The following is a 24271-nucleotide window of genomic DNA, read 5'->3' on the forward strand; positions in this document are numbered from 1 at the left end:
GCCGGAGAAAAATGCTGCGGATGACGCGGCGTCAGTCGTCGGTCTCGCCGCCGAAGCCGTGCATGCGAAGCGCCCATTGCCAGCCAACCACGGCGCCCTTGATGCGGGGGAGCAGCGCGAGGGAGAGGAAGAGCGTCAGCGCCGGCCAGATGACCATGTGGACCCAGATCTCGGGCTTCCATGCAAGCTCTGTCCAGAGCAGCATCGGCACGACGATATGGCCCACCACCATGATGGTGAAATAGGGCGGTGCGTCGTCGGCGCGGTGATGGTGCAGTTCCTCGCCACAGGAGGCGCATTCGTCCGACACCTTCAGGTACTTGCGGAAGGCATTGCCCCTGCCACAGGCCGGGCAGCGGCCGAAGAACCCGCGCAGCATCGAGGGCGTGAGCGGCCGGGGGGCGGGCTCGGCCGGCTGGTAGATGCTTGTATCGGTCATATCCATGCGCGGACTCGTACGGGAGGGATAGGCTTACCCGAGCAAAATGGTCGGAATGGCCGCGAGAAGAAATGTGGCAGGTTGCCGCGCGGCAGCGTTACCGGCGGGAACCGTTGCCCCGGGCCTGCTTGCCATATTTGCCGCGTTTCGCACCCGACCGTCCCGATGGCGCGCGCGAGCGGCGGCCGGCGCCTTTCGGAGCCTCGCTGCCGCCGTCGAGAAGCTCGAAGCGCAATCCGCCCGTGACCGGCACGGCTTCCTCAAGGCGCACACGAACGGCATCGCCCAGCGAATAGGCGATGCGCGTGCGCTGGCCGATCAGCGCATGGATGATCTCGTCGTGATGGAAGAAGTCGCCGCCGAGCGAGGAGATGGGCACGAAACCATCCGCTCCTGTCTCGTCGAGCTTCACGAAGAGGCCGAAGCGCGTCACGCCTGCGATGCGGCCTGTGAACTCGGCGCCGATGCGGGCTTCGAGGAAGGCGGCGATGAAGCGGTCCTTCGAGTCGCGCTCGGCGATCATCGAGCGGCGCTCGGTCATGGAAATGTGTTCGGCGATCTCGGTCAGTTCCGCGACTTCATCATCCGTCTGCCCATCCTTGCCGAGGCCGAGCCCTGCGATCAGCGCGCGATGGACCGTGAGGTCCGCATAGCGGCGGATGGGCGAGGTGAAGTGGGCATAGCGGCGCAGATTGAGCCCGAAATGGCCGATATTGTCCGGCGAATAGATGGCCTGCGCCTGCGAGCGCAGTACCACGTCGGAGACGATGCGGTCATGCTCCGTGCCGTCCACCTGCGAGAGCACGCGGTTGAAATTCGCCGGGCGGATATTCTCGCCCCGCGTGAAGTTCAGGTTCAGCGTTGCGAGGAACTCCGCCAGCGCCACGAGCTTCTCGCGCGAGGGGGCATCATGGATGCGGTAGATGACCTTCCGGCGCACCGCTTCCGCCTGTTCGGCGGCACAGACATTCGCCTGGATCATGAATTCCTCGATGAGCTTCATCGATTCGAACTTGTCGCCGATGCGCACGCCTGCGATCCGGCCATCGGCGCCAATGTCGATCTTGTGTTCCGGCAGGTCGAGGTCGAGCGGTGCACGCACTTCGCGCGCCTTGGCGATGATGCGATAGGCCGCCCATAGCGGCTTCAGCACAGGTTCGAGCAGCGGCCCGGCAATATCGTCCGGCCTTCCGTCGATCGCTTCCTGCACCTGCCGGTAGCTCAGGCTCGCGGCGGAACGCATCAGGCCCCGGATGAACTCATGGCCACGCTTGTTGCCGTTCCGGTCGAAGACCATGCGCACGGCAAAGCACGCGCGGTCTTCGCCGTCGACCAGCGAGCAGAGATCGTTCGAAATGCGCTCCGGCAGCATGGGCACGACACGGTCCGGGAAATAGGTCGAGTTGCCGCGCTTCCTCGCCTCGCGGTCCATCGGCGAGCCGGGCTTCACATAGGCCGCGACATCGGCGATGGCGACGATGGCGACGACGCCGCCATCGTTTTTCGGGTCCGTGTCGGGCGCCGCCCATACGGCATCGTCATGGTCGCGCGCATCAGCCGGGTCAATGGTGATGAGCGGTATGTCGCGAAGGTCCGTGCGGCCCTTGAGACCGTGATGCTTTGCCGCTTCCGCTTCGGCGATCACATCGTCGGGGAAGGCATCGGGAATGCCATGCGCGTGAATGGCGATCAGGCTGATCGAGCGCGGGTCTTCGCTGTCGCCGAAGACTTCGCGGATGCGGGCGCGGGAGAGCCCGTATTTCTTGCCGGGAACGGTTTCCGCGAAGACGAGGTTTCCTTCTTCTGCACCGTTCACATCTTCCGGCGCGATCTCATATTCGTTGCGGAGTTTCTTCTCGACAGGAACGAGGCGGCCGCCTTTCCCTTTCTTGTTCGCGCGGTAGAGGCCGAGAATGCGCTCTGCGCCCTTGCCGATGCGGCGGATGACCTGCGCTTCGTAGGGGTAGGGTTCTTCCTCGTCTTCCACTTTCGCGATGCGCGCCAGCACGCGGTCGCCGACGCCTGCGGGCGGCTCGTCATAGTCGCGCTTCTTGCGCGACGTGTCGGGTGCCACGACGATGAGCGGCGCGGGCTCTTCACCCGGCCAGCTCACGGGCCGCGCGATCAGCTCGCCATCCATATCCGTATGCGTGATTTCGATGACGGTGACGGGTGGCAGTGCGTCGGTGCGGCGCAGGTTCTTCGCCTCGTCCCTCGCGATCAGCCCTTCCTCCGTCATCGCCTTCAGCATCTGCTTCAGGGGAATGCGGTCGTCTCCCTTGACGCCGAAGGCGCGGCCGATCTCGCGCTTCGAGGTCTTGCCGGGATTTTCGGAGAGGAAGGCGAGGATCTGTTCGCGCGTCGGCAAGCCGCCGGATTTCTTCTTTCCGGCGGGCTTTTTCGTCGTGGCCCGTCTGGGCTTGCCTTCGGCCAAGGTCAGTCCGCCAATTCAGTGGCTTTGCCGCTCTTCTTCGCGGCAGGCTTTTTCGCAGCAGGCTTTTTCGCAGCAGGCTTTTTCGCTGTGGTCTTCTTTGCGGGGGCCTTTTTCTTCGCGGCAGGTTTCTTTGCGGCTGTCTTCTTCGCCGGGGCTTTCTTTTCCGCCGGTTCCTTCATTGCGGCCGCCTTCTTTGCCGGCTTCTTCTTGCCGCTCTTCGCGTCCTTTTCGGTAACGAGCGCAAGCGCCGCGTCAAGCGTCACATCTTCAGGCACGGCGGATTTCGGCAGCGTCGCATTCGTGCTGCCATGCTTGATGTAGGGGCCGTATTTTCCTTCGCGCAGCTGCACGGGCTTGCCCGTATCGGGGTGGTCGCCCAGCTCCTTCAGCACCTTGCCTGCGCGCTCTTCGGCGCGGGCGATCTTTTCGGCAAGCACGGTGACAGCGCGGTTCACGCCGATGTCGAAAAGCTCTTCCGGGTCTTTCAGGTTCGCGTAGGTGCCATCATGCAGGATGAAGGGACCGAAGCGGCCAAGGCCCGCTGTGATCTTCTTGCCGGTTTCCGGGTGGATGCCGACGTCGCGCGGCAGAGTAAGAAGGCGCAGCGCCATGTCGAGATCGACATCGGCGGCGGAAGTTTTCGCGGGCAGGCCACTCCGTTTCGGTTTGTCGTCGTCCGAAAGCGGCGCACGCTCGACATAAGGTCCGAAGCGGCCGGTCTTGAGCGAGACTTCCGCGCCCGTTTCCGGGTCGGTGCCGAGTACGCGGTCGCCAGTCGCTTCCTCGCCTTCGGCGCCCACGGTTAGCTGGCGCGTGAACTTGCAATCGGGATAATTCGAGCAGCCAACAAAGGCGCCGAAGCGGCCGACCTTCAGCGACAGGCGGCCATTGTCGCAGGAAGGGCATGCGCGCGGGTCCGTGCCGTCACCCTTGTCAGGGAAAACGTGGGGCGCGAGAACATCGTTCAGCCGGTCGAGCACTTCGGTGATGCGGAGTTCCGTCGCTTCGGCGACGTTGCCGGTAAAGTCCTTCCAGAATTCGCGCAGCAATTCCTTCCAGTCGAGCTCGCCCGCCGATACCTTGTCGAGCTTTTCCTCAAGCGCCGCCGTGAAGTCGTATTCGACATAGCGCGAGAAGAAGTTTTCGAGGAAGGCGGTGACGAGGCGGCCCTTGTCCTGCGGCACAAAACGCTTCTGGTCCATGCGCACATAGTCGCGGTCGCGCAGCGTCTGCAGCGTCGAGGCATAGGTCGACGGACGGCCGATGCCAAGTTCTTCCATGCGCTTCACGAGCGTTGCTTCGGTGAAGCGGGGCGGTGGCTCGGTGAAATGCTGTTCGGGGCGGATCTTCTCCGTGCCGAGCTTATCGCCGCGGGCGACTTTCGGCAGGCGGTTGCCTTCCTCCGCATCGTCCGGTTCGTCGCGGCCTTCCTGATAGAGACGAAGGAAGCCATCGAAGACGATGACCGATCCCGTGGCGCGCAGGCCGATCGGCGCGTCGTTCGCTTCCATCTCGATGGTCGTTCGCTCAAGCTGCACGCTTTCCATCTGGCTTGCGATGGTACGGTTCCAGACGAGTTCATAGAGGCGGCGCTGATCGTCGTCGAGGCGGGCGGCCACCTGCTTGGGCAGGCGCGCGAGATCGGTCGGGCGGATCGCTTCATGCGCTTCCTGCGCGTTCTTGGCCTTGCTCGTGTAGACGCGCGCGCTGTCCGGCAGATAGGCCTCGCCGAATTCATTGTTGATGACGGTGCGGGCCTGGGCGATTGCTTCCGGCGCAATCTGCACGCCGTCGGTTCGCATATAGGTGATGAGGCCGGTCGTCTCGCCGTCGATATCAACACCTTCGTAAAGCCGCTGCGCCACCTGCATGGTGCGGCTTGCCGAGAAACCGAGCTTGCGCGAGGCTTCCTGCTGCAGCGTCGATGTCGTGAAGGGCGGGTTCGGATTGCGCCGTGCAGGCTTGCTCTCGACCGAGGTGACCGAGAAGCGCGAAGCCTTGATGCGCGCGACGACTTCATCTGCCGTCTTCTGATCGGGAATGTCGAACTTGCCGAGTTTCTTGCCGTCGAGCGACACGAGGCGTGCGGCAAAGACATCACCTGCGCCGGTCTTCATGTCGGTTTCGACTGTCCAGTATTCCTGGCTGCGGAAGGCTTCGATCTCGAGTTCACGGTCGCAGATGAGGCGAAGCGCAACGGATTGCACCCGGCCGGCGGAGCGCGATCCGGGGAGTTTCCGCCAGAGCACGGGCGAAAGGGTGAAGCCGACGAGATAGTCGAGGGCGCGGCGGGCGAGATAGGCGTCGATCAACTCCCTGTCGAGTCCGCGCGGATGTTCCATCGCCTCGGTGACGGATTTTTTGGTGATGGCGTTGAAGACGACGCGCTGGACCTCGACGTCCTTCAGCGCCTTCTTCTTGTTGAGCACTTCCAGCACATGCCAGGAAATCGCCTCTCCCTCGCGGTCCGGGTCGGTTGCGAGGATCAGGCGGTTGGCGCCTTTCACGGCGGCGGCAATCTCGTTCAGGCGCTTCTGGGATTTCGCGTCCACATCCCAGGCCATGGCGAAGTCGTCATCCGGCAGAACCGAGCCATCCTTCGAGGGCAGGTCGCGGACATGGCCGTAGGAAGCGAGGACCTTGTAGTCCTTGCCCAGATATTTGTTGATGGTTTTCGCCTTGGCGGGCGACTCAACAATGACGACGTCCATTGGACTGTTGCACTCTCTATATTAGGGGCTCTCGCGGTGGCGAAGCACGGCGCGCCCTTTGCCTTCGGCCCGGTATGCCGGGCCGTTTCCACGCTTGCAAACCGTGAAAAGCTCCAGTCAGCGCCGCGACCGCCGCTGCGAACCGCCGGGTGAAAATGGTGAAAAGGGCGGGGCCTGTCAAATGCCGCGGAATCCTTGAGGAAATACGGCACTCCATCGAGCCGGTGAATATCAGTCCAGTTCGAATATAGTTCCGCTTAGGCCAAAGGGTCTACTTCATCCAGTCTGTATATGCTTCGATCTAGTTCCCGGCCCGGAGGCCGGTTCGGGAAGGAATGTCACCGCCGCGCCGTGTGCATGGCTATTGGAGGAGGTGAGAGATGCGGAAGTCCTATATCCGGGCCGAGGCCGTGCCCGAAGCCGGCGATCTGGCGGAGGCAGCGCGGCGGCTTCGAAACTCCCTTCCGAATGGTGACCCGCTGGCCGATGCCGACGATGAGGCGGTGGCCGCCTATCTGCTGGATCTGATGATCGCATCCCGCAAAATGGCGGCAAAACGCGGCTTCAGCTTTCTGGCCTATCTGATCGGCGTGGCGGCGGAGGAGTCGCGGCTGCTGTCGCTTGGCCAGTCGGCGGTGCGCAAGCAGGTTGCAGGCGACTGAGGATCAGGCGTCAGGCAGCAGGCTCACGCGGTCACCCGGATCGCGATGCAGCCTGCCCGCAAGTTCGAGCTCCAGCAAGACGGCGCGAAGCTCCGGCACGGAGACGCCAGCCTGCCGGATGATGTAATCGACCGGCGTCGGCGTCGGGCCGAGAGCGGCGAAAATGCGCGTGCGTGAATCCCCGTCCGTTTCGGACCGTGCGGCGGCGCGCGGTGCATAGGAGGGCGGTTCCGGCTCGTCGAAGCGGTGGCCGAGCGGCGTCGCCAAAGCGGCGATCACGTCGGCTGCATTTTCCACCAGCGGCGCGCCATCCTTAATGAGCTTGTTTGCGCCCTGCGCGCGCGGATCGAGCGGCGAACCCGGTACGGCAAAGACATCGCGGCCCTGTTCCAGCGCAAAACGCGCGGTGATGAGCGAGCCGGAACGGAGTGCCGCCTCGATCACCACCACGGCGAGCGCGAGGCCGGAGATCAGGCGATTGCGGCGAGGGAAGTGCCGCGCCTGCGGGCTGGTGCCGGGCGGCATTTCGCTGACGAGCGCGCCGCGCTCCGCAATCAGTTTCTGCAGTTCGCGATTTTCTTCCGGGTAGACGATGTCGAGCCCGCCCGCGAGAACGGCGACGGTTCCGGTCGCAAGCGAGGTGCGATGCGCCGCCGTGTCGATGCCGCGCGCAAGACCGGAGATGACCGTGAAGCCTTCCGCGCCCAGCGCCTCGGCCATATCGCCTGCGATGCGGCGTCCGGCGGCGGAAGCATTGCGCGAGCCGACGATAGCGACGGATTTGCCATTCGCCTGCGAGATGTCGCCAAGCATGGAGATCACAGGCGGCGGCGGATCGAGCGTGGCGAGACGCGCCGGGAAATTTTCATCGCCGAGCACGAGCAGATGACCGCCCATTTTCGCAACGGCCGAGATTTCCGCTTCGGCATCCGCAGGATGCGCGATCTTCAGGCGTCGCTTCGAGCCGCCGCGCTTGGCAAGTTCCGGCAATGCATCGAGTGCGTCGAGCGCGTTGCCGAAATGATCGAGCAGGTCGCGGAATGTGACGGGGCCGACATTCTCGCTGCGCGCAAGGCGAAGGCGGGCGAGGCGCTCGGCCGAAGAGAGCGCCGTGCCCACGCGCTTCAGCCTTCGGCCTTCTTCTGACCGATGCGGGATTCTGTTCCCGCCATCAGCCTCGAAATATTTTCGCGATGCGCAATGTAGATGAAGAGCACGAGAACTGCGCTCAGGCCGACAAGCTGCCACTGGTTGAGCCAGGCAAGATAGACCGGCGTGAGCAGCGCCGCGACCAGCGCCGAAAGCGACGAATAGCGCGAGATCAGCGCGACCACGAGCCAGGTGGCGCAGAAAAGCAGGCCGACGGGCCAGTGAAGCGCGAGCAGTATGCCGATAAAGGTCGATACGCCCTTGCCGCCCTTGAAGCCGAGCCAGATGGGATAGAGGTGGCCGATAAAGGCGCCCAGCGCCGCAAGGCCCGGTAGCAGGACAACGTCACCGCCTGCCGTGCGCGCGACCCACGCCATGAGCAGAACCGCAATCGCGCCCTTGCCCGCATCGCAAATCAGCGTGCCTGCGGCGACCCAGCGGTTGCCCGTGCGCAGCACATTGGTTGCGCCGATATTGCCCGAGCCGATATCGCGAATGTCGCCTAGGCCCGCTGTCTTGGTCAGCAGCAATCCGAAGGGGATCGAGCCGAGCAGATAGCCGAGAACGAGCGCGACCAGCGGCAGCGCCATTGAGGTGAAGTCCATGGTCAGCGTTCCTCCCCGTGAACATAGACCGTGCGGCCGCCGACCATGGTACGGATGGCGCGGCCCTGGAACAGGCGGTCCTCGAAGGGTGTGTTCTTCGAGATTGACTTCAGATTAGCCGCTTCGAGCTTCCAGGGCACCTCCGTATCGATCAGCACGAGATCGGCGGGAAGTCCGGTGACAAGGCGGCCCCGGCCAAGGCCGAGCAGATCGGAAGGCAGGCAGGTGAGTGCAGCAAGCATCCGCCCGAGCGGCAGATCGCCATTATGGACCAGCGTAAGCGCGGCCGGCAGCAGCGTTTCGAGGCCGATCGCGCCGAAATCGGCTTCGGCAAACGGACGGCGCTTCACTTCCGGGTCGCGCGGATCATGGCCCGAGACGACGACATCGATTGTACCGTCCGCGAGTCCCGCAACCAGCGCCAGCCGGTCCTGTTCGCCGCGCAGCGGCGGCGACAGCTTGAAGAAGGTGCGGTAGGACTGGACGTCGTTCTCGTTGAGCTGCAGATGCGCCGCCGAGACGCCGCAGGTGACGGGCAGGCCGCGCGTCTTTGCCCGGCGGATGATTTCGACCGAGGCTTCGCTGGAAACCTGCGAGACGTGATAGCGCCCGCCGGTGAGTTCCAGAAGCCGCAGGTCGCGCTCGATCATGATGGTTTCGGCGGCAGCTGGAATGCCTGCAAGGCCGAGGCGGCCTGAAAGCTCGCTCTCGTTCATCACGCCCGTTGCAAGCGTCGGTTCCTCCGCATGCTGCACCACCAGCGCGCCCATATGGGCGGCATAGCTGAGCGCGCGGCGCATCACCTGCGCATTGGCGACGGCTTTCACACCATCCGTGAAGCCGACGGCACCTGCCTCCAGCAGCAGGCCGAATTCCGTCATCTCCTTGCCTTCGAGACCCTTGGTCAGCGCCGCCATCGTGTGGACATGGACGACCGCCGTGTCGCGGGCGCGGCGCTCGATGAAATCGACAAGCGCCACATCGTCGATCACCGGATTTGTGTTCGGCATGACGATCATGGTGGTGACGCCACCTGCGGCTGCCGCCTTGCTGGCGAGCGCCAGCGTTTCGCGGTGTTCGGCGCCCGGTTCGCCGGTGAAGACGCGGCAGTCGATCAGGCCCGGCGCGAGGACGCGGCCCTTGCAGTCCACCACCTCCGCGCCATCGGGCAGACCGTCATTGAAGAGGGCGGGGCCGAGATCGGCGATCACACCATTCTCGACCAGCAGATTGCCGCGCTCGTCATAGCCGCTGGCGGGGTCGATCAGGCGTGCATTGATGAAGGCTGTGCGTTTCATGCGCGGCTTCCGAGCGGCAGTTCGTTCGGCAGGTTGCGCGAGAGCGCGTCAAGCACGGCCATGCGCACGGCAACGCCCATCTCCACCTGTTCGCGGATGAGGCTCCGGTCGATATCGTCGGCAACCGCGCTGTCGATCTCGACACCGCGGTTCATCGGCCCCGGATGCATCACGAGCGCATCGGGCTTCGCATAGGCGAGCTTTGCGTAGTCGAGGCCGTAGAAGTGGAAATATTCGCGCTGGCTCGGCACATAGGAACCTGCCATGCGCTCAAGCTGCAGCCGCAGCATCATAACGATATCAACGCCTTCGAGGCCCCTCTTCATGTCGTGGAAGACCTCGACGCCGAGCCGCTCGATACCTTTCGGCATCAGCGTCGGCGGGCCGATGACGCGCACCCGCGCGCCCATCGCGTTCAGCAGCAGGATGTTCGAGCGCGCGACGCGGCTATGCAGAATGTCGCCGCAGATCGCCACGAGGAGGCCCTGGAGCCTGCCCTTGCGGCGGCGGATCGTCAGCGCGTCGAGCAGCGCCTGTGTCGGATGTTCATGCGCGCCGTCGCCCGCATTGATGACCGAGCAGGAGACTTTCTGGGACAAAAGCTCCACCGCGCCGGAGCTTTGGTGCCTGATGATGATGAGATCGGGGTGCATCGCATTGAGCGTCACCGCCGTGTCGATCAGCGTCTCGCCCTTCTTCACGGAGGAGGAGGAGACCGACATGTTCATCACATCCGCGCCGAGGCGCTTTCCCGCCAGCTCGAAGGAGCTTTGTGTGCGGGTGGAGGCTTCGAAGAAGAGGTTGATCTGGGTGCGGCCGCGCAGCACCGAACCCTTCTTGTCGACCTGCCGGTTCTGCTCGACATAGGTGTCGGCAAGGTCGAGAAGGGCGGTGATGTCGGCGGGGGAAAGCCCTTCGATGCCCAGCAAATGCCGGTGCGGGAAGATGGCTTGAGGCTGTTTGTCAGCGTTGGTCATTAAAGCCGCATTGTATAGGGCCGATTCCGGGGGGCGGCAAGGTGGTTTTGAGGCCGCGTTTGGCCGGGCGCCGGAGGGGGTGTTAACCTCACGGGAAGTCCCCGGAAAAGAGGTTCAGGCCCGATGTCCAGCCAGATGGAAACGCCCGCCGGTTTTGCCACTCACGAGGTCTTCAATCAGCCGCCGCCGCTTGAGGATGTGAACCTCTTTACCGGCGACAAGGCTCTTGCCGAGACGGTGGAGCGGGAAGGCGGGGGGCAGGCGCGCCGGTCGCTGACGGAATTCGGCGCAATCGTGGGCAGCGAGGAGGTGCTGGAGCTGGGGCGGCAGGCCAATGCCTATCTTCCTGTGCTCAAGAGCTTCGACCGTTTCGGCCATCGCGCGGACCGGGTGGAGTTCCATCCTGCCTATCATGCGCTGATGGCGTTGTCGGTGGAGCAGGGATTGCACGGCTCGCCCTGGGACCATCTGAAAGACGGGTTCGATGCTAAGCCGAAAGCGGGAGCGGTCGTCGCGCGGCTCGCCGGCACATACATGATGACGCAGGCGGAAGCGGGCCACGGCTGTCCCATCACCATGACGAATGCGGCGGTGCCCGCGCTTCTCTTCCAGCCCTCGCTTGCGGAGGAATGGGTGCCGCGCATCCTCTCGCGCGACTATGACGAGCGCTTCCTGCCCGCGAGCGAGAAGACGGGCGTCACCCTCGGCATGGGGATGACCGAAAAGCAGGGCGGCACGGATGTGCGGGCCAATACGACATCCGCGGTGCCTGCGGGCAGGGGTGGGCCGGGCGAGGAATATCGCATCACCGGGCATAAATGGTTCTTCTCCGCGCCCATGTGCGATGCCTTCCTCGTACTGGCGCAGGCGCCGAACGGAATCTCCTGCTTCCTCATGCCGCGATTCCTGCCCGATGGCAGCGTCAATGCAATCCGCATCCAGCGGCTGAAGGACAAGGTCGGCAATAAGTCGAATGCCTCGTCCGAGGTCGAGTTTCAGGCGGCCTCCGGCTGGCTCATCGGCGAGGAAGGGCGCGGCGTCCGAAACATCATCGAGATGGCGACCTATACACGGCTCGATTGCGCGGTGGCGACGGCAGGCATGATGCGGCAGGCGGTGAGCCAAGCCGTGCATCACTGCTCCTTCCGCACGGTCTTCCAGAAAAAGCTGATCGACCAGCCCCTCATGGCGAATGTGCTGGCCGATCTTGCGCTCGAGACGGAGGCGGCGACGGCGCTTTCCTTCCGCGTCGCGCGCTCGTTCGACCGCGCGCATGAGGACGAGGCGGAGGCCGCCTTCCGCCGCATCATGACGCCGGTCGCGAAATACTGGGTCTGCAAGCGCGCGCCGAACCTTGCCTATGAGGCGATGGAATGTCTCGGCGGCAATGGCTATGTCGAGGAGGGCATCGCGGGCCGCATCTACCGCGAAATGCCGGTCAATGCGATCTGGGAAGGCTCGGGCAATGTCATGTGCCTCGACGTGCTGCGCGCGCTGATGCGCGAGCCTCAGGCGCTCGAAATCGTGTTCGCGGAACTCGACAAGGCGCGCGGCGCGAGCGCGGCTTACGATGGCGCGCTCGATGCGCTGAAGGATGCGTTCACCGATATGGGCTCGCTTGAGGCGCGCTCGCGGCAGGTGGTGGAGCAGATGGCGAAAGTCGCCGCGGGCTCTATCCTGCTGCAACACGCGCCGGGCTTCGTCTCCGACGCCTATTGCGCCACGCGCCTCGGCCGCGACTGGGGCGATGTGTACGGCACGCTGCCGGTGGGCGCGGATGTCCGTGCGATCACGGAGCGGGCGCGGGTGGCGTAGCAAAATATCTCAGGTGTCATCGCGGGATTTATTCCCGCGACCCATTCGCCTCTCCAATTGCCGCAGCCGCCAATGGGTCCCGGCAACAAGTGCCGGGATGACAACTGTGTTTTTGTCTTAACCCAACAGCCACAACATCAGCGGCATGGTGACGACGGCCAGGATGGTGCCGCCGGTGATGAGGCTTGCCATCAGCGTTGCGTCGCCGCCAAGCTGGCGGGCGAGGATGTAGGAGGAGGTCGCGCCCGGCACCGCGCCGCAGAGCAGCACGACCGCGGCAGGAAGGCCCGTAACGCCGAAGGCGATGCACCAGCCCGCCATCAGCGCGGGCATGACGACAAGTTTCAGTCCGCTTGTCAGTCCGACGATCCAGCCGGTTTCGAGCGCGTGCTTTGGCTGCAGGCCCGCACCGATCGCGATGAGGCCGATGGTGAGCGCAGCAGCACCCAGAATATCGAATGTCGGCGCAAGCGGTCCGGGCAGGCCGATGCCGGTAACATTGAGCGCTATACCCGCCGCGCAGGCGAGGATCAGCGGGTTCTTCGACAGGAGCTTCAGCACGGTTCCCATACCCGCCGGTTCGTCACCCGCATATCGCGTAAGGATGAGCACGGAGAGCACGTTCACCGCGGGAACGAGGACGGCGAATGAAACCGCTGCAAGCGTTACGCCTTCGGGGCCGAAGAGCGAGCCGATCGCGGCAAGCGCGACAAAGCCGTTCCAGCGCGCCGCACCCTGAAAGACGGATGAGAATTGCTGGCCGGTAAGCGGCAGAACCGCCTTCAGGATCATGAGGATCACGACCATCGAAAAGAGGCCCGCGCCCAGCGCCGAGGCCATCGGCCAGATGTCGTAGTCGGTGAGGTTCGCAGTCGCGAGAGTGTGGCAGAGCAGCGCAGGGAAGAAGATGTAATAGGTGAGCCGGTCGAGGGGCGCCCAGATACCCTCATCGAGAAAATTCATGCGCTTGATCGCAAAGCCGAGCGCAATGACGAGGAAGACGGGGATCAGGGAATTCAGGATGGGGAGCATGGTTCGCTCTTCTTGTTTAACGGTGTCTCACAGCCGTCTCAGCCGGTCGAGGGCACCTTGCAGAATGTACGCGGCGGCCATCTTGTCCACCAGTTCGGCGCGGCGGGCGCGGCTGGCGTCGGCGTCGAGCAGCGTGCGGGTCACGGCCTGGGTGGACATGCGCTCGTCCCAGAAGACGACGGGGAGGTCCGTCAGCTTTTCTAGGTTGCGGACGAAGGCGCGGGTGGACTGGCAGCGCGGGCCCTCGGTCCCGTCCATGTTGAGGGGCAGGCCGAAGACGAGGGCGACGACGCCATGTTCCTTCGCCAGCGCGATCAGCCGTTCGGCATCCGCCGTGAACTTCGTCCGCTTGATGGTTTCAAGCGGGCTCGCGATCGAGCGGGAGACATCGGAAAGGGCAAGGCCGATGGTCTTGGTGCCCAGATCGACGCCCATCAGGCGGTCATGGCGGCCGATCCCGTGTTCAAGTTCCTCAAGAAGTTTCACATTGGCGCTCAAGTGCCTGCAACCTTTGGGTAAAATCTGTCGCGGCGGACCATAATCCGGGGCTTTCCGGGGCGCAATCGCCGCCCTCATATATATTGTGCGGGCGGCGTTGCGGCGCGGGGCTCCCGCTTGTTATGTTCCCTCGCGATTCAAGGAGCAAGGGGTGCTTCGCCGGGCTTCCGGCCCCGAGGCAGCTTCCCTCTTCCGACCACCAACAAAGGCGGACCCATGTCGGTCGATCAGAAAACGGTCCGGCACATCGCCCGGCTTGCGCGGATTGCCGTGCGGGACGATGAGCTGGAGGCGCTGGCCAAGGAACTCAACGGCATCCTCGATTGGGTGGAGCAGCTCGGCGAGGTGGATACCGCCGATGTGGAGCCCATGACGAGCGCGGTCGCGATGGCGATGAAGATGCGCGAAGACGTCGTGACGGAGACTAACCGTCAGAAGGATGTGACGCGGAATGCGCCGGGCGCGGAAGACGGCTTCTTCGTGGTGCCGAAGGTGGTGGAGTAAGCGATGACCGATCTGACCAGCCTCACGCTCGCCGAAGCCCGCGACGCGCTGAAGAAGAAGGAAATCACCTCGGTGGAGCTCACCGGCACCTATCTCAAGGAGATGGAAGCCGCGAGCCCGCTCAACGCCTATGTGACCGTCACCGCCGAAAAGGCGATGGAGATGGCCAGGGCGTCGGATGCGAAGCTCCAGAAGGGCGAGGGCGGGCCACTCGAGGGCGTACCGCTCGGCATCAAGGATCTGTTCTGCACGAAGGATGTGCAGACGACTGCCTGCAGCCACATTCTCGAAGGCTTCGTGCCGCCCTACGAGTCAACTGTGACCGCCAATCTGTGGCGCGATGGTGCCGTGATGCTCGGCAAGCTCAACAATGACGAGTTCGCGATGGGCTCCTCCAACGAGACGAGCCATTACGGCGCGGTGGTGAACCCGTGGCGCCGCCAGGGTTCGGACGCGAAGCTCGTGCCAGGTGGATCGTCCGGCGGTTCGTCGGCGGCGGTCGCGGCGCGGCTCTGCGCGGCGGCGACAGCGACGGATACGGGCGGCTCCATCCGTCAGCCCGCCGCCTTCACCGGCACTGTGGGCCTCAAGCCCACCTATGGCCGCTGCTCGCGCTGGGGCATCGTTGCCTTCGCCTCTTCGCTCGATCAGGCGGGGCCGATCGCGCGCGATGTGCGCGACGCCGCGATCATGCTCGGTTCGATGGCAGGCCATGACCCGAAGGACACGACGAGCGTCGACCGCGTGGTGCCGGACTATGAAGCCGCGCTTGCGGGCGGCGTGAAGGGCCTCAGCGTCGGCATTCCGAAGGAATATCGGGTCGACGGCATGCCGAAGGAGATCGACGATCTCTGGACACGCGGCATCGAATGGCTGAAGGCCGCGGGCGCCACGGTGAAGGAGGTGAGCCTTCCCCACACCAAATATGCGCTGCCGACCTATTACATCGTTGCGCCTGCGGAATGCTCGTCCAACCTCGCGCGCTATGACGGTGTGCGCTACGGGCTGCGCGTCGAGGGCCGCGACGTGACGGAGATGTATGAGAACACCCGCGCGGCCGGTTTCGGCGCGGAAGTGAAACGGCGCATTCTGATGGGCACCTATGTGCTCTCGGCGGGTTACTACGACGCCTATTACCTGAAAGCGCAGAAGCTCAGGACCCTGATCGCGCGGGACTTCACGGAAGCCTTCTCCGAAGTCGATGTGCTGCTGACTCCGACGGCGCCGTCCGCCGCATTCGCTATCGGCGAAAAAACCGACGATCCGCTCTCCATGTATCTCAATGACGTGTTCACGGTGACTGTGAACCTTGCGGGTCTGCCGGGCATTTCGGTGCCGGCCGGGCTTTCGGGCGAGGGGCTGCCGCTCGGGCTGCAGCTTATCGGGCGGACATTCGACGAAGAGACGCTGCTGCGCGCGGCGCGGGCCATCGAGGAGGCTGCGGATTTCACCGCGGCGCCCGGCGCCTGGTGGAGGGCATGATGAGCGAGTTCGAAAGCACGATGCGAAAGCGCGAGCCGCGCAAGGAAGACCTGATCCAGGGCCAGACCGGTGACTGGGAGATGATCCTCGGCCTCGAGGTTCATGCGCAGGTCACCTCCAACGCCAAGCTTTTCTCCGGTTCCTCGACCACCTTTGGCGCCGAGCAGAACACGCAGGTAAGCCTCGTCGATGCGGCGATGCCGGGCATGCTGCCGGTCATCAACCGTTTCTGCGTCGAACAGGCGATCCGCACCGGGCTTGGTCTCAAGGCGAAGATCAATCTGCGCTCGGTCTTCGACCGGAAGAACTATTTCTACCCGGATCTGCCGCAGGGCTATCAGATTTCGCAGTTCAAGCACCCGATCGTGGGCGAGGGCGAAGTGCTGCTCGACATGGCGGACGGGCGCGTGGTGACGGTCGGTATCGAGCGGCTGCATCTCGAACAGGATGCGGGCAAGAGCCTGCATGACCAGCATCCCTCGATGAGCTTTGTCGATCTCAACCGCTCGGGCGTGGCGCTGATGGAGATCGTTTCGCGGCCGGATATGCGCTCGGCGGACGAGGCGAAGGCCTATGTGAACAAGCTGCGCACCATTCTGCGCTATCTCGGCACCTGCGACGGCAATATGGAGGAGGGCTCGCTCCGCGCCGACGTGAACGTCTCTGTGCGCAAGATCGGCAGCCCGCTCGGCACACGCTGCGAGATCAAGAATGTGAACTCGATCCGTTTCATCGGTCAGGCGATCGAGTATGAAGCGCGCCGGCAGATCGAAATCCTCGAGGAAGGCGGGAAGATCGCGCAGGAAACCCGGCTTTTCGATCCCAAAACGGGAGAGACACGCTCCATGCGCTCCAAGGAAGAGGCGCATGACTATCGCTACTTCCCCGATCCCGACCTGCTGCCGCTCGAATTCACGCAAATCTGGGTGGACGAGATCAAGGCGTCGCTGCCGGAGTTGCCGGACAACAAGAAGGCGCGGCTGATCGCCGAATATGGCCTCACGCCTTATGACGCGACCGTTCTGATCGGCGAGGCGGCGCGGGCGGACTACTTCGAGGCGGTCGCCAAGGGGCGCGATGCGAAGCTCGCGGCGAACTGGGTGACGGGCGAATTGTTCGGCGCACTGAACCGCGAAGGGCACTCGATAGAGGAGACTCCGGTGTCCGCAAGGCAGCTCGGAGAGCTCATCGACCTTATCTCGGACGGGACCATCTCGGGTCGAATCGCGAAGCAGGTTTTTGATTCGATGTACAAAACGGGTCGTGACCCGGCCAAAATCGTCGAGGATGAAGGGCTGCAGCAAGTCACGGATTTTGGGGCTATCGAGGCCGCAATCGACGCCATCATCGCGGCGAACCCCGATAAAGTCGAGCAAACGAAAGTCAAGCCCCAACTTGCTGGCTGGTTTGTCGGCCAAGTCATGAAATCCACGTCTGGCAAGGCAAATCCTGCCGTCGTCAACGAAATCCTTGCGAGGAAACTCGGCCTATCGTCCGACGGCTGACGAAAATTTCCAGCCTCCCGATGAACGGTTTGGTAACCACTTTCCCCGGAGAGTGGCGCGGACGCCTGTGCACAAATCTGTTGCATTCAGTTGCCGAGCGCAAAATGCGCGCTCATAGTAATTGGCGTGTGCGCCTGAGGGGTACGAGGGCGCTAGCAATGTGTGCGTTACGAGTACATGGATTGTCGCCAAACGAACGGCACATCAGGAGCTAGAGAAACATGGCTACCACCACCAAGACGAAAGCTAAGCCGAAGGCCGCTGCGGCCAAGAAACCCGCCGCAAAAAAGCCGGCTGCCAAGAAGAAGCCGGCCGCCAAGAAGACGGTAAAGAAGCTCGCCGCGAAGAAGACCGCGACGAAGAAGGCCCCCGCCAAGAAGAAGCCGGCTGCGAAGAAGAAGCCTGCTGCCAAGAAGGCGGTTGCCAAGAAGACCGTCGCCAAGAAGGCGCCTGCGAAGCGGAAGCCCGCAGCCAAGAAGAAGCCCGCAGCCAAGAAGACGGCCGCGAAGAAGCCCGCCGCTCGCAAGACGGCTGCGAAGAAGAAGCCTGCAGCGAAGAAGAAGCCCGCTGCTCGCAAGACAGCTGCGAAGAAGCCCGCCGCCCGCAAGACCGCTGCCAAGAAGGCACCGGCCAAGCGGAAGGCTCCTGCGAAGCGCAAGCCCGCAGCGAAGAAGGCGGCCTGAGAAGGCTGAATGAACGATACGCGCCGGTCATCCGCCGTGAAAGCGGCCCCGAAGCGTTCTGCGGCAAGGCAGCGTCCCGCCACTCGGCGGGACAACGCCGAGCCGATCGATCTTTACTACTGGCCAACACCTAATGGCTGGAAAGTGTCGATCATGCTGGAAGAATGTGGGCTGCCCTAAACGGGCAGGCCGGTGAATATCGGAGTTGGCGATCAGTTCAAGCGATCCTTTCTGAAGATCGCGCCGAACAACAGGATGCCTGCCATCGTGGATCCGAAAGGACCAGGGGGGAAACCGGTCTCGATCTTCGAGTCGGGGGCAATCCTTCAATATCTCGGGCGCAAGACCGGCAAGTTCTATCCAGCCGGCGAACGCGCGAGGATTGAGGTCGACCAATGGCTATTCTGGCAAATGGCTGGGCTTGGTCCGATGGCGGGCCAAGCCCATCACTTCCGCCAATACGCCAAGGAGAAGATACCCTATGCAATCAAGCGCTGTACCGATGAGGTGAACCGGCTCTACGGCGTGATGAATAAGCGCCTCAAGGACCGTGACAATCTTGCCGGGCGTTACTCGATTGCGGATATGGCCTGCTGGGGCTGGATCGTACCCTACAAGAACCAGGGCCAGCGGCTGGACGATTTTCCTTTCCTGAAGGACTGGTTCGAGCGGGTTGGTTCCCGTCCGGCGGTCCAGAGGGGATTTGTCCCGGGTCGCGAATGGCGCCGGGGCTCCATCGGTGACAAGACAAAAGAAGCGGAGAAGGCTCGCAAGATCCTCTTCGGACAACGCGCACAATAGGGCGGAGCGGGGCTTAACGGTTCCGCCACTTATGCTAAGCTTGCAGCGTCCCTGGAAACGGGGGCGCTGTTTGCCTTTCAATGGCCCGGAGCGAGCTGATGCGTGAATTCATATCCTCGATTGCCGCGATCGGCATGTTTGCCGCGGTGGTCCCTGCCTCGGCGGCGACGGTTACAGGCACCGGCAGCCTCGTCATGAAGGACAGCTACAACTCCCAGACGAATTGGGGCAGGCCGCTTGTCCTTCCGTCGGACGGCAAGGTTGTGCGGGTGATGTACGGTTCCTATGGCTTTTCGATCATCGACAAGAACGGCAACACGGTAGGCGATTTCCTGCTGCCGGAAATGGCGATGGGCACGGAAATTCCGGCGGGCGAGTACAGCATCGTGCCTTATGTCTGCGCCAAGCACCGGCATCACCATGTCGAAGTGACGGTCGAGTACTGATTTTCCGGTCCGGAAAGATATCCCCTCTTTACAGCGTCACGCTCCACCCCCATTTCGTTTCCATCTGGGGAGGTGTGCCTGAAATTCGTCTTCGCGCTTCCTGCCACAACAACAGGAGGGCGCAATGATCGATCTCTACACATGGACCACGCCGAACGGGCGCAAGGTTTCGATCATGCTTGAGGAAGCGGGCCTTCCCTATGAAGTGCATGCCGTGAACCTCGGCAAGAACGAGCAATTCGCGCCGGAATTCCTTAAAGTCAGCCCGAACAACCGGATACCCGCCATCGTCGACAGGGATGCCGACAGCGGCCCGGTTTCCGTCTTCGAGTCGGGCGCGATCCTGATCTATCTCGCCGAAAAGACCGGCAAGTTCCTCGCGCCGAAGGGCGAGCAGCGGGCGAAGGCGCTCGAATGGCTGATGTGGCAGATGGGTGGCGTCGGGCCGATGCTCGGTCAGGCCAATCACTTCATCAACACGGCGCCGGAAAAGGTTCCCTATGCCATCGACCGCTACATCACCGAGGCGGCGCGGCTCATCAAGGTGCTCGACACGCGGCTCGGCCACGCGGCCTTCATGGCCGGCGACTATTCCATTGCCGACATGGCGACTTATCCCTGGATCAGCGTCGCCTTTCCGCTGATCGCGCAGGGCAAGCCTGACATCGTGGGCGAGGGCGCCAATGTGAAGCGCTGGCTCGACGCGGTCGGCGCGCGGCCTGCCGTTCAGCGCGGCATGGCAGTGCCGAACGTATAGTGCATGACGGAAAACGGCTGCCTGTTGTCGATACGACACTTATGGTGCACCGGCGTTAACCATTTTTTCAGCGGGGGCATAGAAATTTGCATGCGGGAACGAAGTTCATGACTTCGTCGATACGGCAACCGGGGCGGAAGGCCGCGATCTTAGGAGTGGGCAAATGGCTCGCATGCAACTCGAGAGTTTCGAGAAGAACGACCTTGCGGCCGAAGGCGGCAAGGAAGAGGCGCTCTACAATCTTGGCCTGATGTATTCGACGGGGCACGGGGTCGAAGTCGATCTGGTGACCGCGCACAAATGGTTCAACCTGGCCGCCATGAAGGGGAGCAATGCGGCGCGCAGCTGCCGGGCGGAACTGGCTGCCGAGATGTCTCCGTCGCAGATCGCCGAAGCGCAGCGCCAGGCCCGCGAGTGGTTGGCAAACCAGTAAGATACTGTAATAAATAACTAAATCAGGCTTTCCGCAGGCGTCCTCTGCGCCGCGATGTGCCTGATCCGCCGGTATCCGCCCTCTTGCGGATGCGGGCCCTGCTGCCGCCCGCAGCTCCTTTCGCGCCTGCGAAATCGCGGCATCGACTCCGCTGCAAAATGTTCTATGTTCCGCGCAATTGCGTAGCCCGTTTTCCGCCCGCACGACGGAAAATCGCTTCGCGATGTTCGTTTCCCTTTCTGGAGTGGCCATGAGCGACACGTCCCCCCAAGAGGATGAAAAGTCCGTCGAGGATCTGGTCGATCTGCTCGATCTCGAGCGGATCGAGGAAAATCTGTTCCGCGGCCACAGCCCCGATGTCAGCTGGCAGCGCGTTTTTGGCGGGCAGGTCATCGGGCAGGCGCTGGTGGCGGCCTACCGGACGGTCGAGGAGCGCGTATGCCATTCGCTACACGCCTATTTCATCCGGCCGGGCGATCCGAAAGTGCCGATCGTCTATGAAGTCGACCGCTCGCGCGATGGCAAGAGCTTCACCACGCGGCGTGTCGTTGCGATCCAGCACGGCAAACAGATATTCAATCTGGCGGCGTCTTTCCAGGTGCCGGAAGAGGGCTTCGAGCATCAGGCCGACATGCCGAAAGTGCCGATGCCGGAAGAGCTCGCCAGCGAACGCGAATTGCGCAAGGCAATTGCCGAAAAGCTGCCGCCCGAGATCGCCAAGCATTTCTCGCGTCCCCGGCCCATCGAAATCAGGCCCGTCAATCCGCAGGACTATATCGACCCGGCGCCGATGGAGCCCTTGCAGCATGTCTGGTTCCGGGCACGCAAAAGCGTCGGTGACAATACTCCGCTGCATCAGTGCATCCTCGCCTATGCCTCCGACATGACGCTGCTCGACACCTGCATCCGTCCACATGGCGTGAGTTGGGTGTCCGGGAAGCTGCAGTCGGCGAGCCTTGACCATGCGATGTGGTTCCACGGGCCGTTCAGCACCGATGACTGGTTGCTCTATACGCAGGACAGCCCCAGCGCCTCCGGCGCGCGTGGACTCAACCGGGGCTCGATCTATACGCGGGACGGCAAGCTCGTCGCCTCTGTGGCGCAGGAAGGGCTGATCCGTTACCACGGCAAGCCCAAACCCAAGGGCTGAGGCTCGAAAATAGCGGTGTGCGGCTGGACTGAACCGGATATTGGCCTTGAAGCGCCCCGCAATCTTGGGCATACACGGGAAAGCCGGAGAGGTGGCCGAGTGGCTGAAGGCGGCGGTTTGCTAAACCGTTGTACAGTGTAAAGCTGTACCGTGGGTTCGAATCCCATCCTCTCCGCCATTAAAAGGGCCCCCGCAACGGGGCCTTTTTTATTGGCAGAAGATCGGGGGCCGGATCTGGGCTCAGTCGAGCTCCTTACCTTCGCTCAGGTCGCCGTCACGCGATAGCAGGATAGCCACAGGCCTCAGGCCGGGGACATGGGCGCAGACGATCATCACCATGACCATGATCGGTACGGCGAGGAAGAGGCCGACGATGCCCCAGATCGCGCCCCAGAATGTCAGCGACAGGATGATCGCCAGCGACGACAGGTGCAAAGCACGGCCCATCAGCATGGGCTCAATGATGTTGCCGATGCAAAACTGGATGGTGCCGATGCTGAGCAGCACGATGAGCGCCATCGGCCAGTCGCCGAACTGGACCAGCGCCACCAGCATGGGAAGGAACGAGGCGATGATCGAGCCGATATTGGGAATGAAATTGAAGAAGAAGGTCAGCGTCGCCAGCGTTTCGGGGAAGTCGACACCGATCAGCAAGAGCAGCAGATAGACGACGCCTGCCGTGGCAAGGCTGACCGCCGTCTTGACCAGCACATAATGGCGAACGCTGCGCCCGATTGCCTCGAGAATATTGCTTAGCCGCTGGGCGCGTTCGGGGGCGGGAAAGAGCTTTTCGAACTTGGCGGAAAAATGCGGCCTCTCGGCAAACAGGAAGCCGATATAGAGGATGACGAGCACAGTCGAAATCAGCAGGTTCCCCGCCGATCCGGCAAGGGAACGGAGATTGGCGCCGACATCGATGTCGCGGAAGGCCGCGCTTACCGCTGAGGCGGCGTCTTCTCCGAGCCAGGTGAAAAGGGTGGAAAGACCTTCTTCCGAGCGGTCGGTATAGGTCGACGCGGTTGCGACGACGGAATTGACCTGCGCCGACACGATTCCGAAGAGCGCCATCAGCACGGCCGCCGAAAGCAGGGAGACGATGATGGTCGCAAGCCAGTTCGGCATGGCAAGCGAACCGATCCTGAAATGACCGGCGAGGTCGATCAGGGCGGTGATGAGGCTGAAAAGCAGAATGGCGACGGCCAGAGGGGCGAGAAAAAAGCGGCCTTGAACGACGATGACAAGAATGACGGCTATGCCGAGGAGGCCGAGAAGCCAGCTCAAGGGCGGCTGCATCTTCTGCAGAAGCTGTTCGCGCCGCGGGGCCGGGAAATCCTGCGAATCGTCCTGCACGGCGGGTATCCTCTATTGTTCCGGCGCGGGAGAGCGGCGCAACAAACCGCGTCCGTCTGATGCAAGACTGGCAGTGCGGGGCAGGAGGGGCAAGCAGATTGCAGTGCGGTGCTGGCCTTGGCGCGCTTGTGGCGCTAGCGTTTGATCATGGAAATGCCCGATATTCTGCTTTCGCTTCAACTGATCGGCATCGCGGCTTTCGCGGTGTCGGGGGCGCTTGTCGCCGGTGAGCGCCAGATGGACTGGTTCGGCGTCATGGTGCTCGGCATCATTGTTGCCGTCGGTGGCGGCACCGTGCGCGACCTCTTGCTCGATGTGCCCGTCTTCTGGATTGCGGCGCCCTGGTATGTGCTTCTTGCCGGCGGATTTGCGCTGGCGACCATCCCCTTCGCGCGCTTTGCGCACAGGGTCCGGCGGCCCGTCGCCATTGCCGATGCCGTCGGCCTTGCGATCTTCGTATCGCTCGGCACGCGCAAGGCGCTGGAGATGGGGACTTCCGGCTTCGTGGCGGTGGTCATGGGGGTCATCACAGGCATCGCGGGCGGCATCATCCGCGATGTGCTGGCGAACCGGACGCCGACCATCCTGCGCAAGGAGGTCTATGCGCTGGCGGCGCTTTGCGGTGCCTCGCTCTTTGTGCTGGCTGACCGGATGGACATGCCGCCGCTGCTGACGTTCTGGGTTGCGAGCGGCGCGGTGCTTGTCATCCGGCTTCTGGCGATCGCCTATAACTGGTCGATCCCGACGCTGAAGGTCGAACCAGGCGAGCAGGATTGAATCGGATGGCTGCGAAATTTCCACGCATCGCATTCTTCGTTCTGTTTGTGATTGTTTTGCTGGCAGCCGCCCGCGCCGCCGCCGCCGGGGAGGTTTATGTCGTCTATGTGAGCAGCAATGGCTGGCACACCGGCATCGTCGTCGCCACGGACGATATTCCGGCGGGCAAGATTCCCGAGGCCGCCGACTTTCCGGAAGCCGCCTATCTCGAGTTTGGCTGGGGCGATGCGGGTTTTTATCCGAAGCCCGATGCGGGTCTTTTCGCCGCCATCGGTGCCGCCTTTCCGGGTCCAGCCGTCATGCATGTTGCCGCGCTGGCGGCGCGGCCTTCGGATTTTTTCGCTGATGTCGAGGAAGTCGAACTCGAACTCGGCATGGAAGAGTTTACGTCGCTGATACGCTATCTGCACGAGAGCTTCGCGCGCGACGGCGAGCGTGTGGAAGCGACGGCGCCGGGGCTTTATTCTTTCAGCAAGTTCTATCCGGCGACCGGCATATTCAGCCTGAATAACACCTGCAACACATGGACGGCGCGTGGGCTTGAGCTTGCGGAAGTGAATGTCCAGTCAAGTGGTGTGCAGCGTGCAGAAGACCTCATGAAGCAATTGCGGCGTTTTGCGCAGCCTGCGGAGCGCTGAAACGCGTCATATTCCATATGTTTTCGTGAATTTCCCACTCTTGCGGTTGCGGCATGTGGAACGCTTTGTTAGCGTGGCTTCGCTGAGTGGGCGTACCATAATCTGCATCTGCGATGCAGTTCGTC

Annotated in this window: 22 protein-coding genes, 1 tRNA gene and 1 pseudogene; 14 read left to right on the plus strand and 10 right to left on the minus strand. The window is 63.0% G+C overall.

What is annotated here, in order from left to right; all coding sequences use genetic code 11:
- Positions 1–31 precede the first annotated feature (31 nt).
- From ACK4FH_RS11295 to topA, 3 genes are all read right to left on the minus strand, one after another.
- Positions 32–445, minus strand: a complete 414-nt coding sequence (locus ACK4FH_RS11295) for a DUF983 domain-containing protein (protein WP_409813653.1) — start codon at positions 443–445, stop codon at positions 32–34.
- 91 nt (positions 446–536) lie between these two features.
- Positions 537–2873, minus strand: coding sequence for a ribonuclease R (rnr, locus tag ACK4FH_RS11300; protein WP_409813656.1), 2337 nt, complete (start codon positions 2871–2873; stop codon positions 537–539).
- Positions 2874–2875: 2 nt separating this feature from the next.
- Positions 2876–5584, minus strand: a complete 2709-nt coding sequence (gene topA, locus ACK4FH_RS11305; protein WP_409813659.1) for a type I DNA topoisomerase — start codon at positions 5582–5584, stop codon at positions 2876–2878.
- Positions 5585–5964: 380 nt separating this feature from the next.
- Between topA and ACK4FH_RS11310 the strand changes: the two genes are divergently transcribed.
- Positions 5965–6246, plus strand: a complete 282-nt coding sequence (locus ACK4FH_RS11310; protein WP_409813661.1) for a hypothetical protein — start codon at positions 5965–5967, stop codon at positions 6244–6246.
- 3 nt (positions 6247–6249) lie between these two features.
- Here ACK4FH_RS11310 and dprA read toward each other — a convergent pair whose 3' ends face one another.
- Genes dprA through ACK4FH_RS11330 form a run of 4 tightly spaced genes read right to left on the minus strand, consistent with a single transcriptional unit; the run spans position 6250 to position 10275 of the window.
- Positions 6250–7365, minus strand: a complete 1116-nt coding sequence (dprA, locus tag ACK4FH_RS11315; RefSeq protein ID WP_409813663.1) for a DNA-processing protein DprA — start codon at positions 7363–7365, stop codon at positions 6250–6252.
- 5 nt (positions 7366–7370) lie between these two features.
- Complete coding sequence (plsY, locus tag ACK4FH_RS11320; protein WP_409813665.1) at positions 7371–8000, minus strand: glycerol-3-phosphate 1-O-acyltransferase PlsY; 630 nt, start codon at positions 7998–8000, stop codon at positions 7371–7373.
- A gap of 2 nt (positions 8001–8002) precedes the next feature.
- Positions 8003–9298 carry a dihydroorotase gene (gene pyrC / locus ACK4FH_RS11325; protein WP_409813667.1) on the minus strand — a complete coding sequence of 432 codons (1296 nt, stop codon included), beginning with the start codon at positions 9296–9298 and terminating at the stop codon, positions 8003–8005.
- On the minus strand, positions 9295–10275 hold the full coding sequence (locus ACK4FH_RS11330; protein ID WP_409813668.1) for an aspartate carbamoyltransferase catalytic subunit: 981 nt from the start codon (positions 10273–10275) through the stop codon (positions 9295–9297). The genes pyrC and ACK4FH_RS11330 overlap by 4 nt, the downstream gene beginning before the upstream one ends.
- Positions 10276–10398: 123 nt before the next feature.
- Here ACK4FH_RS11330 and ACK4FH_RS11335 point away from each other — a divergent pair, with 123 nt between their 5' ends.
- Positions 10399–12090, plus strand: coding sequence for an isovaleryl-CoA dehydrogenase (locus ACK4FH_RS11335; protein WP_409813671.1), 1692 nt, complete (start codon positions 10399–10401; stop codon positions 12088–12090).
- 117 nt (positions 12091–12207) lie between these two features.
- Here the strand turns inward: ACK4FH_RS11335 and ACK4FH_RS11340 are convergent, their stop codons facing one another.
- Together ACK4FH_RS11340 and ruvX are read right to left on the minus strand one after the other, a co-directional pair.
- Positions 12208–13122: an AEC family transporter gene (locus ACK4FH_RS11340; RefSeq protein ID WP_409813674.1), complete on the minus strand. Its 915-nt coding sequence runs from the start codon at positions 13120–13122 to the stop codon at positions 12208–12210.
- 27 nt (positions 13123–13149) lie between these two features.
- On the minus strand, positions 13150–13557 hold the full coding sequence (gene ruvX, locus ACK4FH_RS11345) for a Holliday junction resolvase RuvX (protein ID WP_409815255.1): 408 nt from the start codon (positions 13555–13557) through the stop codon (positions 13150–13152).
- 279 nt (positions 13558–13836) lie between these two features.
- On the opposite strand from ruvX, the gene gatC reads away from it, so the two are divergent.
- The 10 genes and pseudogenes from gatC (at position 13837) to ACK4FH_RS11395 (ending at position 21559) form a co-directional block, all read left to right on the plus strand.
- Positions 13837–14124: an Asp-tRNA(Asn)/Glu-tRNA(Gln) amidotransferase subunit GatC gene (gene gatC, locus ACK4FH_RS11350; protein ID WP_409813676.1), complete on the plus strand. Its 288-nt coding sequence runs from the start codon at positions 13837–13839 to the stop codon at positions 14122–14124.
- A 3-nt stretch (positions 14125–14127) separates the two neighbouring features.
- Positions 14128–15606, plus strand: coding sequence for an Asp-tRNA(Asn)/Glu-tRNA(Gln) amidotransferase subunit GatA (gene gatA / locus ACK4FH_RS11355; protein WP_409813679.1), 1479 nt, complete (start codon positions 14128–14130; stop codon positions 15604–15606).
- A complete protein-coding gene (gene gatB / locus ACK4FH_RS11360) occupies positions 15606–17111 on the plus strand; it encodes an Asp-tRNA(Asn)/Glu-tRNA(Gln) amidotransferase subunit GatB (protein ID WP_409813682.1) in 1506 nt (501 codons plus the stop codon). The genes gatA and gatB overlap by 1 nt, the downstream gene beginning before the upstream one ends.
- A gap of 221 nt (positions 17112–17332) precedes the next feature.
- Entirely contained in the window at positions 17333–17794 is a 462-nt protein-coding gene (locus ACK4FH_RS11365; RefSeq protein ID WP_409813684.1) for a histone H1-like repetitive region-containing protein, read from the plus strand.
- A gap of 153 nt (positions 17795–17947) precedes the next feature.
- Positions 17948–18595 (plus strand): annotated as a pseudogene (locus tag ACK4FH_RS11370) (glutathione S-transferase family protein).
- 98 nt (positions 18596–18693) lie between these two features.
- Positions 18694–19041 carry a hypothetical protein gene (locus ACK4FH_RS11375; RefSeq protein WP_409813687.1) on the plus strand — a complete coding sequence of 116 codons (348 nt, stop codon included), beginning with the start codon at positions 18694–18696 and terminating at the stop codon, positions 19039–19041.
- A gap of 124 nt (positions 19042–19165) precedes the next feature.
- On the plus strand, positions 19166–19798 hold the full coding sequence (locus ACK4FH_RS11380; RefSeq protein WP_409813690.1) for a glutathione S-transferase N-terminal domain-containing protein: 633 nt from the start codon (positions 19166–19168) through the stop codon (positions 19796–19798).
- Positions 19799–19961: 163 nt separating this feature from the next.
- Positions 19962–20231 carry a hypothetical protein gene (locus ACK4FH_RS11385; RefSeq protein ID WP_409813692.1) on the plus strand — a complete coding sequence of 90 codons (270 nt, stop codon included), beginning with the start codon at positions 19962–19964 and terminating at the stop codon, positions 20229–20231.
- A gap of 250 nt (positions 20232–20481) precedes the next feature.
- A complete protein-coding gene (gene tesB / locus ACK4FH_RS11390; RefSeq protein ID WP_409813695.1) occupies positions 20482–21381 on the plus strand; it encodes an acyl-CoA thioesterase II in 900 nt (299 codons plus the stop codon).
- 85 nt (positions 21382–21466) lie between these two features.
- Positions 21467–21559 (plus strand) — tRNA-Ser (locus ACK4FH_RS11395).
- 62 nt (positions 21560–21621) lie between these two features.
- Here the strand turns inward: ACK4FH_RS11395 and ACK4FH_RS11400 are convergent.
- Complete coding sequence (locus ACK4FH_RS11400) at positions 21622–22731, minus strand: AI-2E family transporter (protein WP_409813698.1); 1110 nt, start codon at positions 22729–22731, stop codon at positions 21622–21624.
- A gap of 153 nt (positions 22732–22884) precedes the next feature.
- Between ACK4FH_RS11400 and ACK4FH_RS11405 the strand changes: the two genes are divergently transcribed.
- Together ACK4FH_RS11405 and ACK4FH_RS11410 are read left to right on the plus strand one after the other, a co-directional pair.
- Complete coding sequence (locus ACK4FH_RS11405) at positions 22885–23508, plus strand: trimeric intracellular cation channel family protein (protein WP_409813700.1); 624 nt, start codon at positions 22885–22887, stop codon at positions 23506–23508.
- 5 nt (positions 23509–23513) lie between these two features.
- Entirely contained in the window at positions 23514–24146 is a 633-nt protein-coding gene (locus ACK4FH_RS11410) for a DUF2459 domain-containing protein (protein ID WP_409813702.1), read from the plus strand.
- The last annotated feature ends 125 nt before the right edge of the window (positions 24147–24271 follow it).

Origin of the sequence: Parvibaculum sp. (assembly GCF_046297875.1) — a bacterium.
Taxonomy (GTDB): Bacteria; Pseudomonadota; Alphaproteobacteria; order Parvibaculales; family Parvibaculaceae; genus Parvibaculum.

Excerpts from the sequence above, each read along its gene's own strand:
- ACK4FH_RS11375 (WP_409813687.1), top strand. The coding sequence starts at position 18,694 with ATGCGTGAATTCATATCCTCGATTGCCGCGATCGGCATGTTTGCCGCG.
- ACK4FH_RS11310 (WP_409813661.1), top strand. The coding sequence starts at position 5,965 with ATGCGGAAGTCCTATATCCGGGCCGAGGCCGTGCCCGAAGCCGGCGAT.
- ACK4FH_RS11380 (WP_409813690.1), top strand. The coding sequence starts at position 19,166 with ATGATCGATCTCTACACATGGACCACGCCGAACGGGCGCAAGGTTTCG.
- pyrC (WP_409813667.1), bottom strand. The coding sequence starts at position 9,298 with ATGAAACGCACAGCCTTCATCAATGCACGCCTGATCGACCCCGCCAGC.
- ACK4FH_RS11365 (WP_409813684.1), top strand. The coding sequence starts at position 17,333 with ATGGCTACCACCACCAAGACGAAAGCTAAGCCGAAGGCCGCTGCGGCC.
- gatA (WP_409813679.1), top strand. The coding sequence starts at position 14,128 with ATGACCGATCTGACCAGCCTCACGCTCGCCGAAGCCCGCGACGCGCTG.
- ACK4FH_RS11410 (WP_409813702.1), top strand. The coding sequence starts at position 23,514 with ATGGCTGCGAAATTTCCACGCATCGCATTCTTCGTTCTGTTTGTGATT.
- ACK4FH_RS11340 (WP_409813674.1), bottom strand. The coding sequence starts at position 13,122 with ATGCTCCCCATCCTGAATTCCCTGATCCCCGTCTTCCTCGTCATTGCG.
- tesB (WP_409813695.1), top strand. The coding sequence starts at position 20,482 with ATGAGCGACACGTCCCCCCAAGAGGATGAAAAGTCCGTCGAGGATCTG.
- ACK4FH_RS11405 (WP_409813700.1), top strand. The coding sequence starts at position 22,885 with ATGCCCGATATTCTGCTTTCGCTTCAACTGATCGGCATCGCGGCTTTC.
- gatC (WP_409813676.1), top strand. The coding sequence starts at position 13,837 with ATGTCGGTCGATCAGAAAACGGTCCGGCACATCGCCCGGCTTGCGCGG.
- plsY (WP_409813665.1), bottom strand. The coding sequence starts at position 8,000 with ATGGACTTCACCTCAATGGCGCTGCCGCTGGTCGCGCTCGTTCTCGGC.
- ACK4FH_RS11295 (WP_409813653.1), bottom strand. The coding sequence starts at position 445 with ATGGATATGACCGATACAAGCATCTACCAGCCGGCCGAGCCCGCCCCC.
- ACK4FH_RS11385 (WP_409813692.1), top strand. The coding sequence starts at position 19,962 with ATGGCTCGCATGCAACTCGAGAGTTTCGAGAAGAACGACCTTGCGGCC.
- topA (WP_409813659.1), bottom strand. The coding sequence starts at position 5,584 with ATGGACGTCGTCATTGTTGAGTCGCCCGCCAAGGCGAAAACCATCAAC.
- ACK4FH_RS11330 (WP_409813668.1), bottom strand. The coding sequence starts at position 10,275 with ATGACCAACGCTGACAAACAGCCTCAAGCCATCTTCCCGCACCGGCAT.
- ACK4FH_RS11335 (WP_409813671.1), top strand. The coding sequence starts at position 10,399 with ATGTCCAGCCAGATGGAAACGCCCGCCGGTTTTGCCACTCACGAGGTC.
- gatB (WP_409813682.1), top strand. The coding sequence starts at position 15,606 with ATGAGCGAGTTCGAAAGCACGATGCGAAAGCGCGAGCCGCGCAAGGAA.
- ruvX (WP_409815255.1), bottom strand. The coding sequence starts at position 13,557 with ATGGGCGTCGATCTGGGCACCAAGACCATCGGCCTTGCCCTTTCCGAT.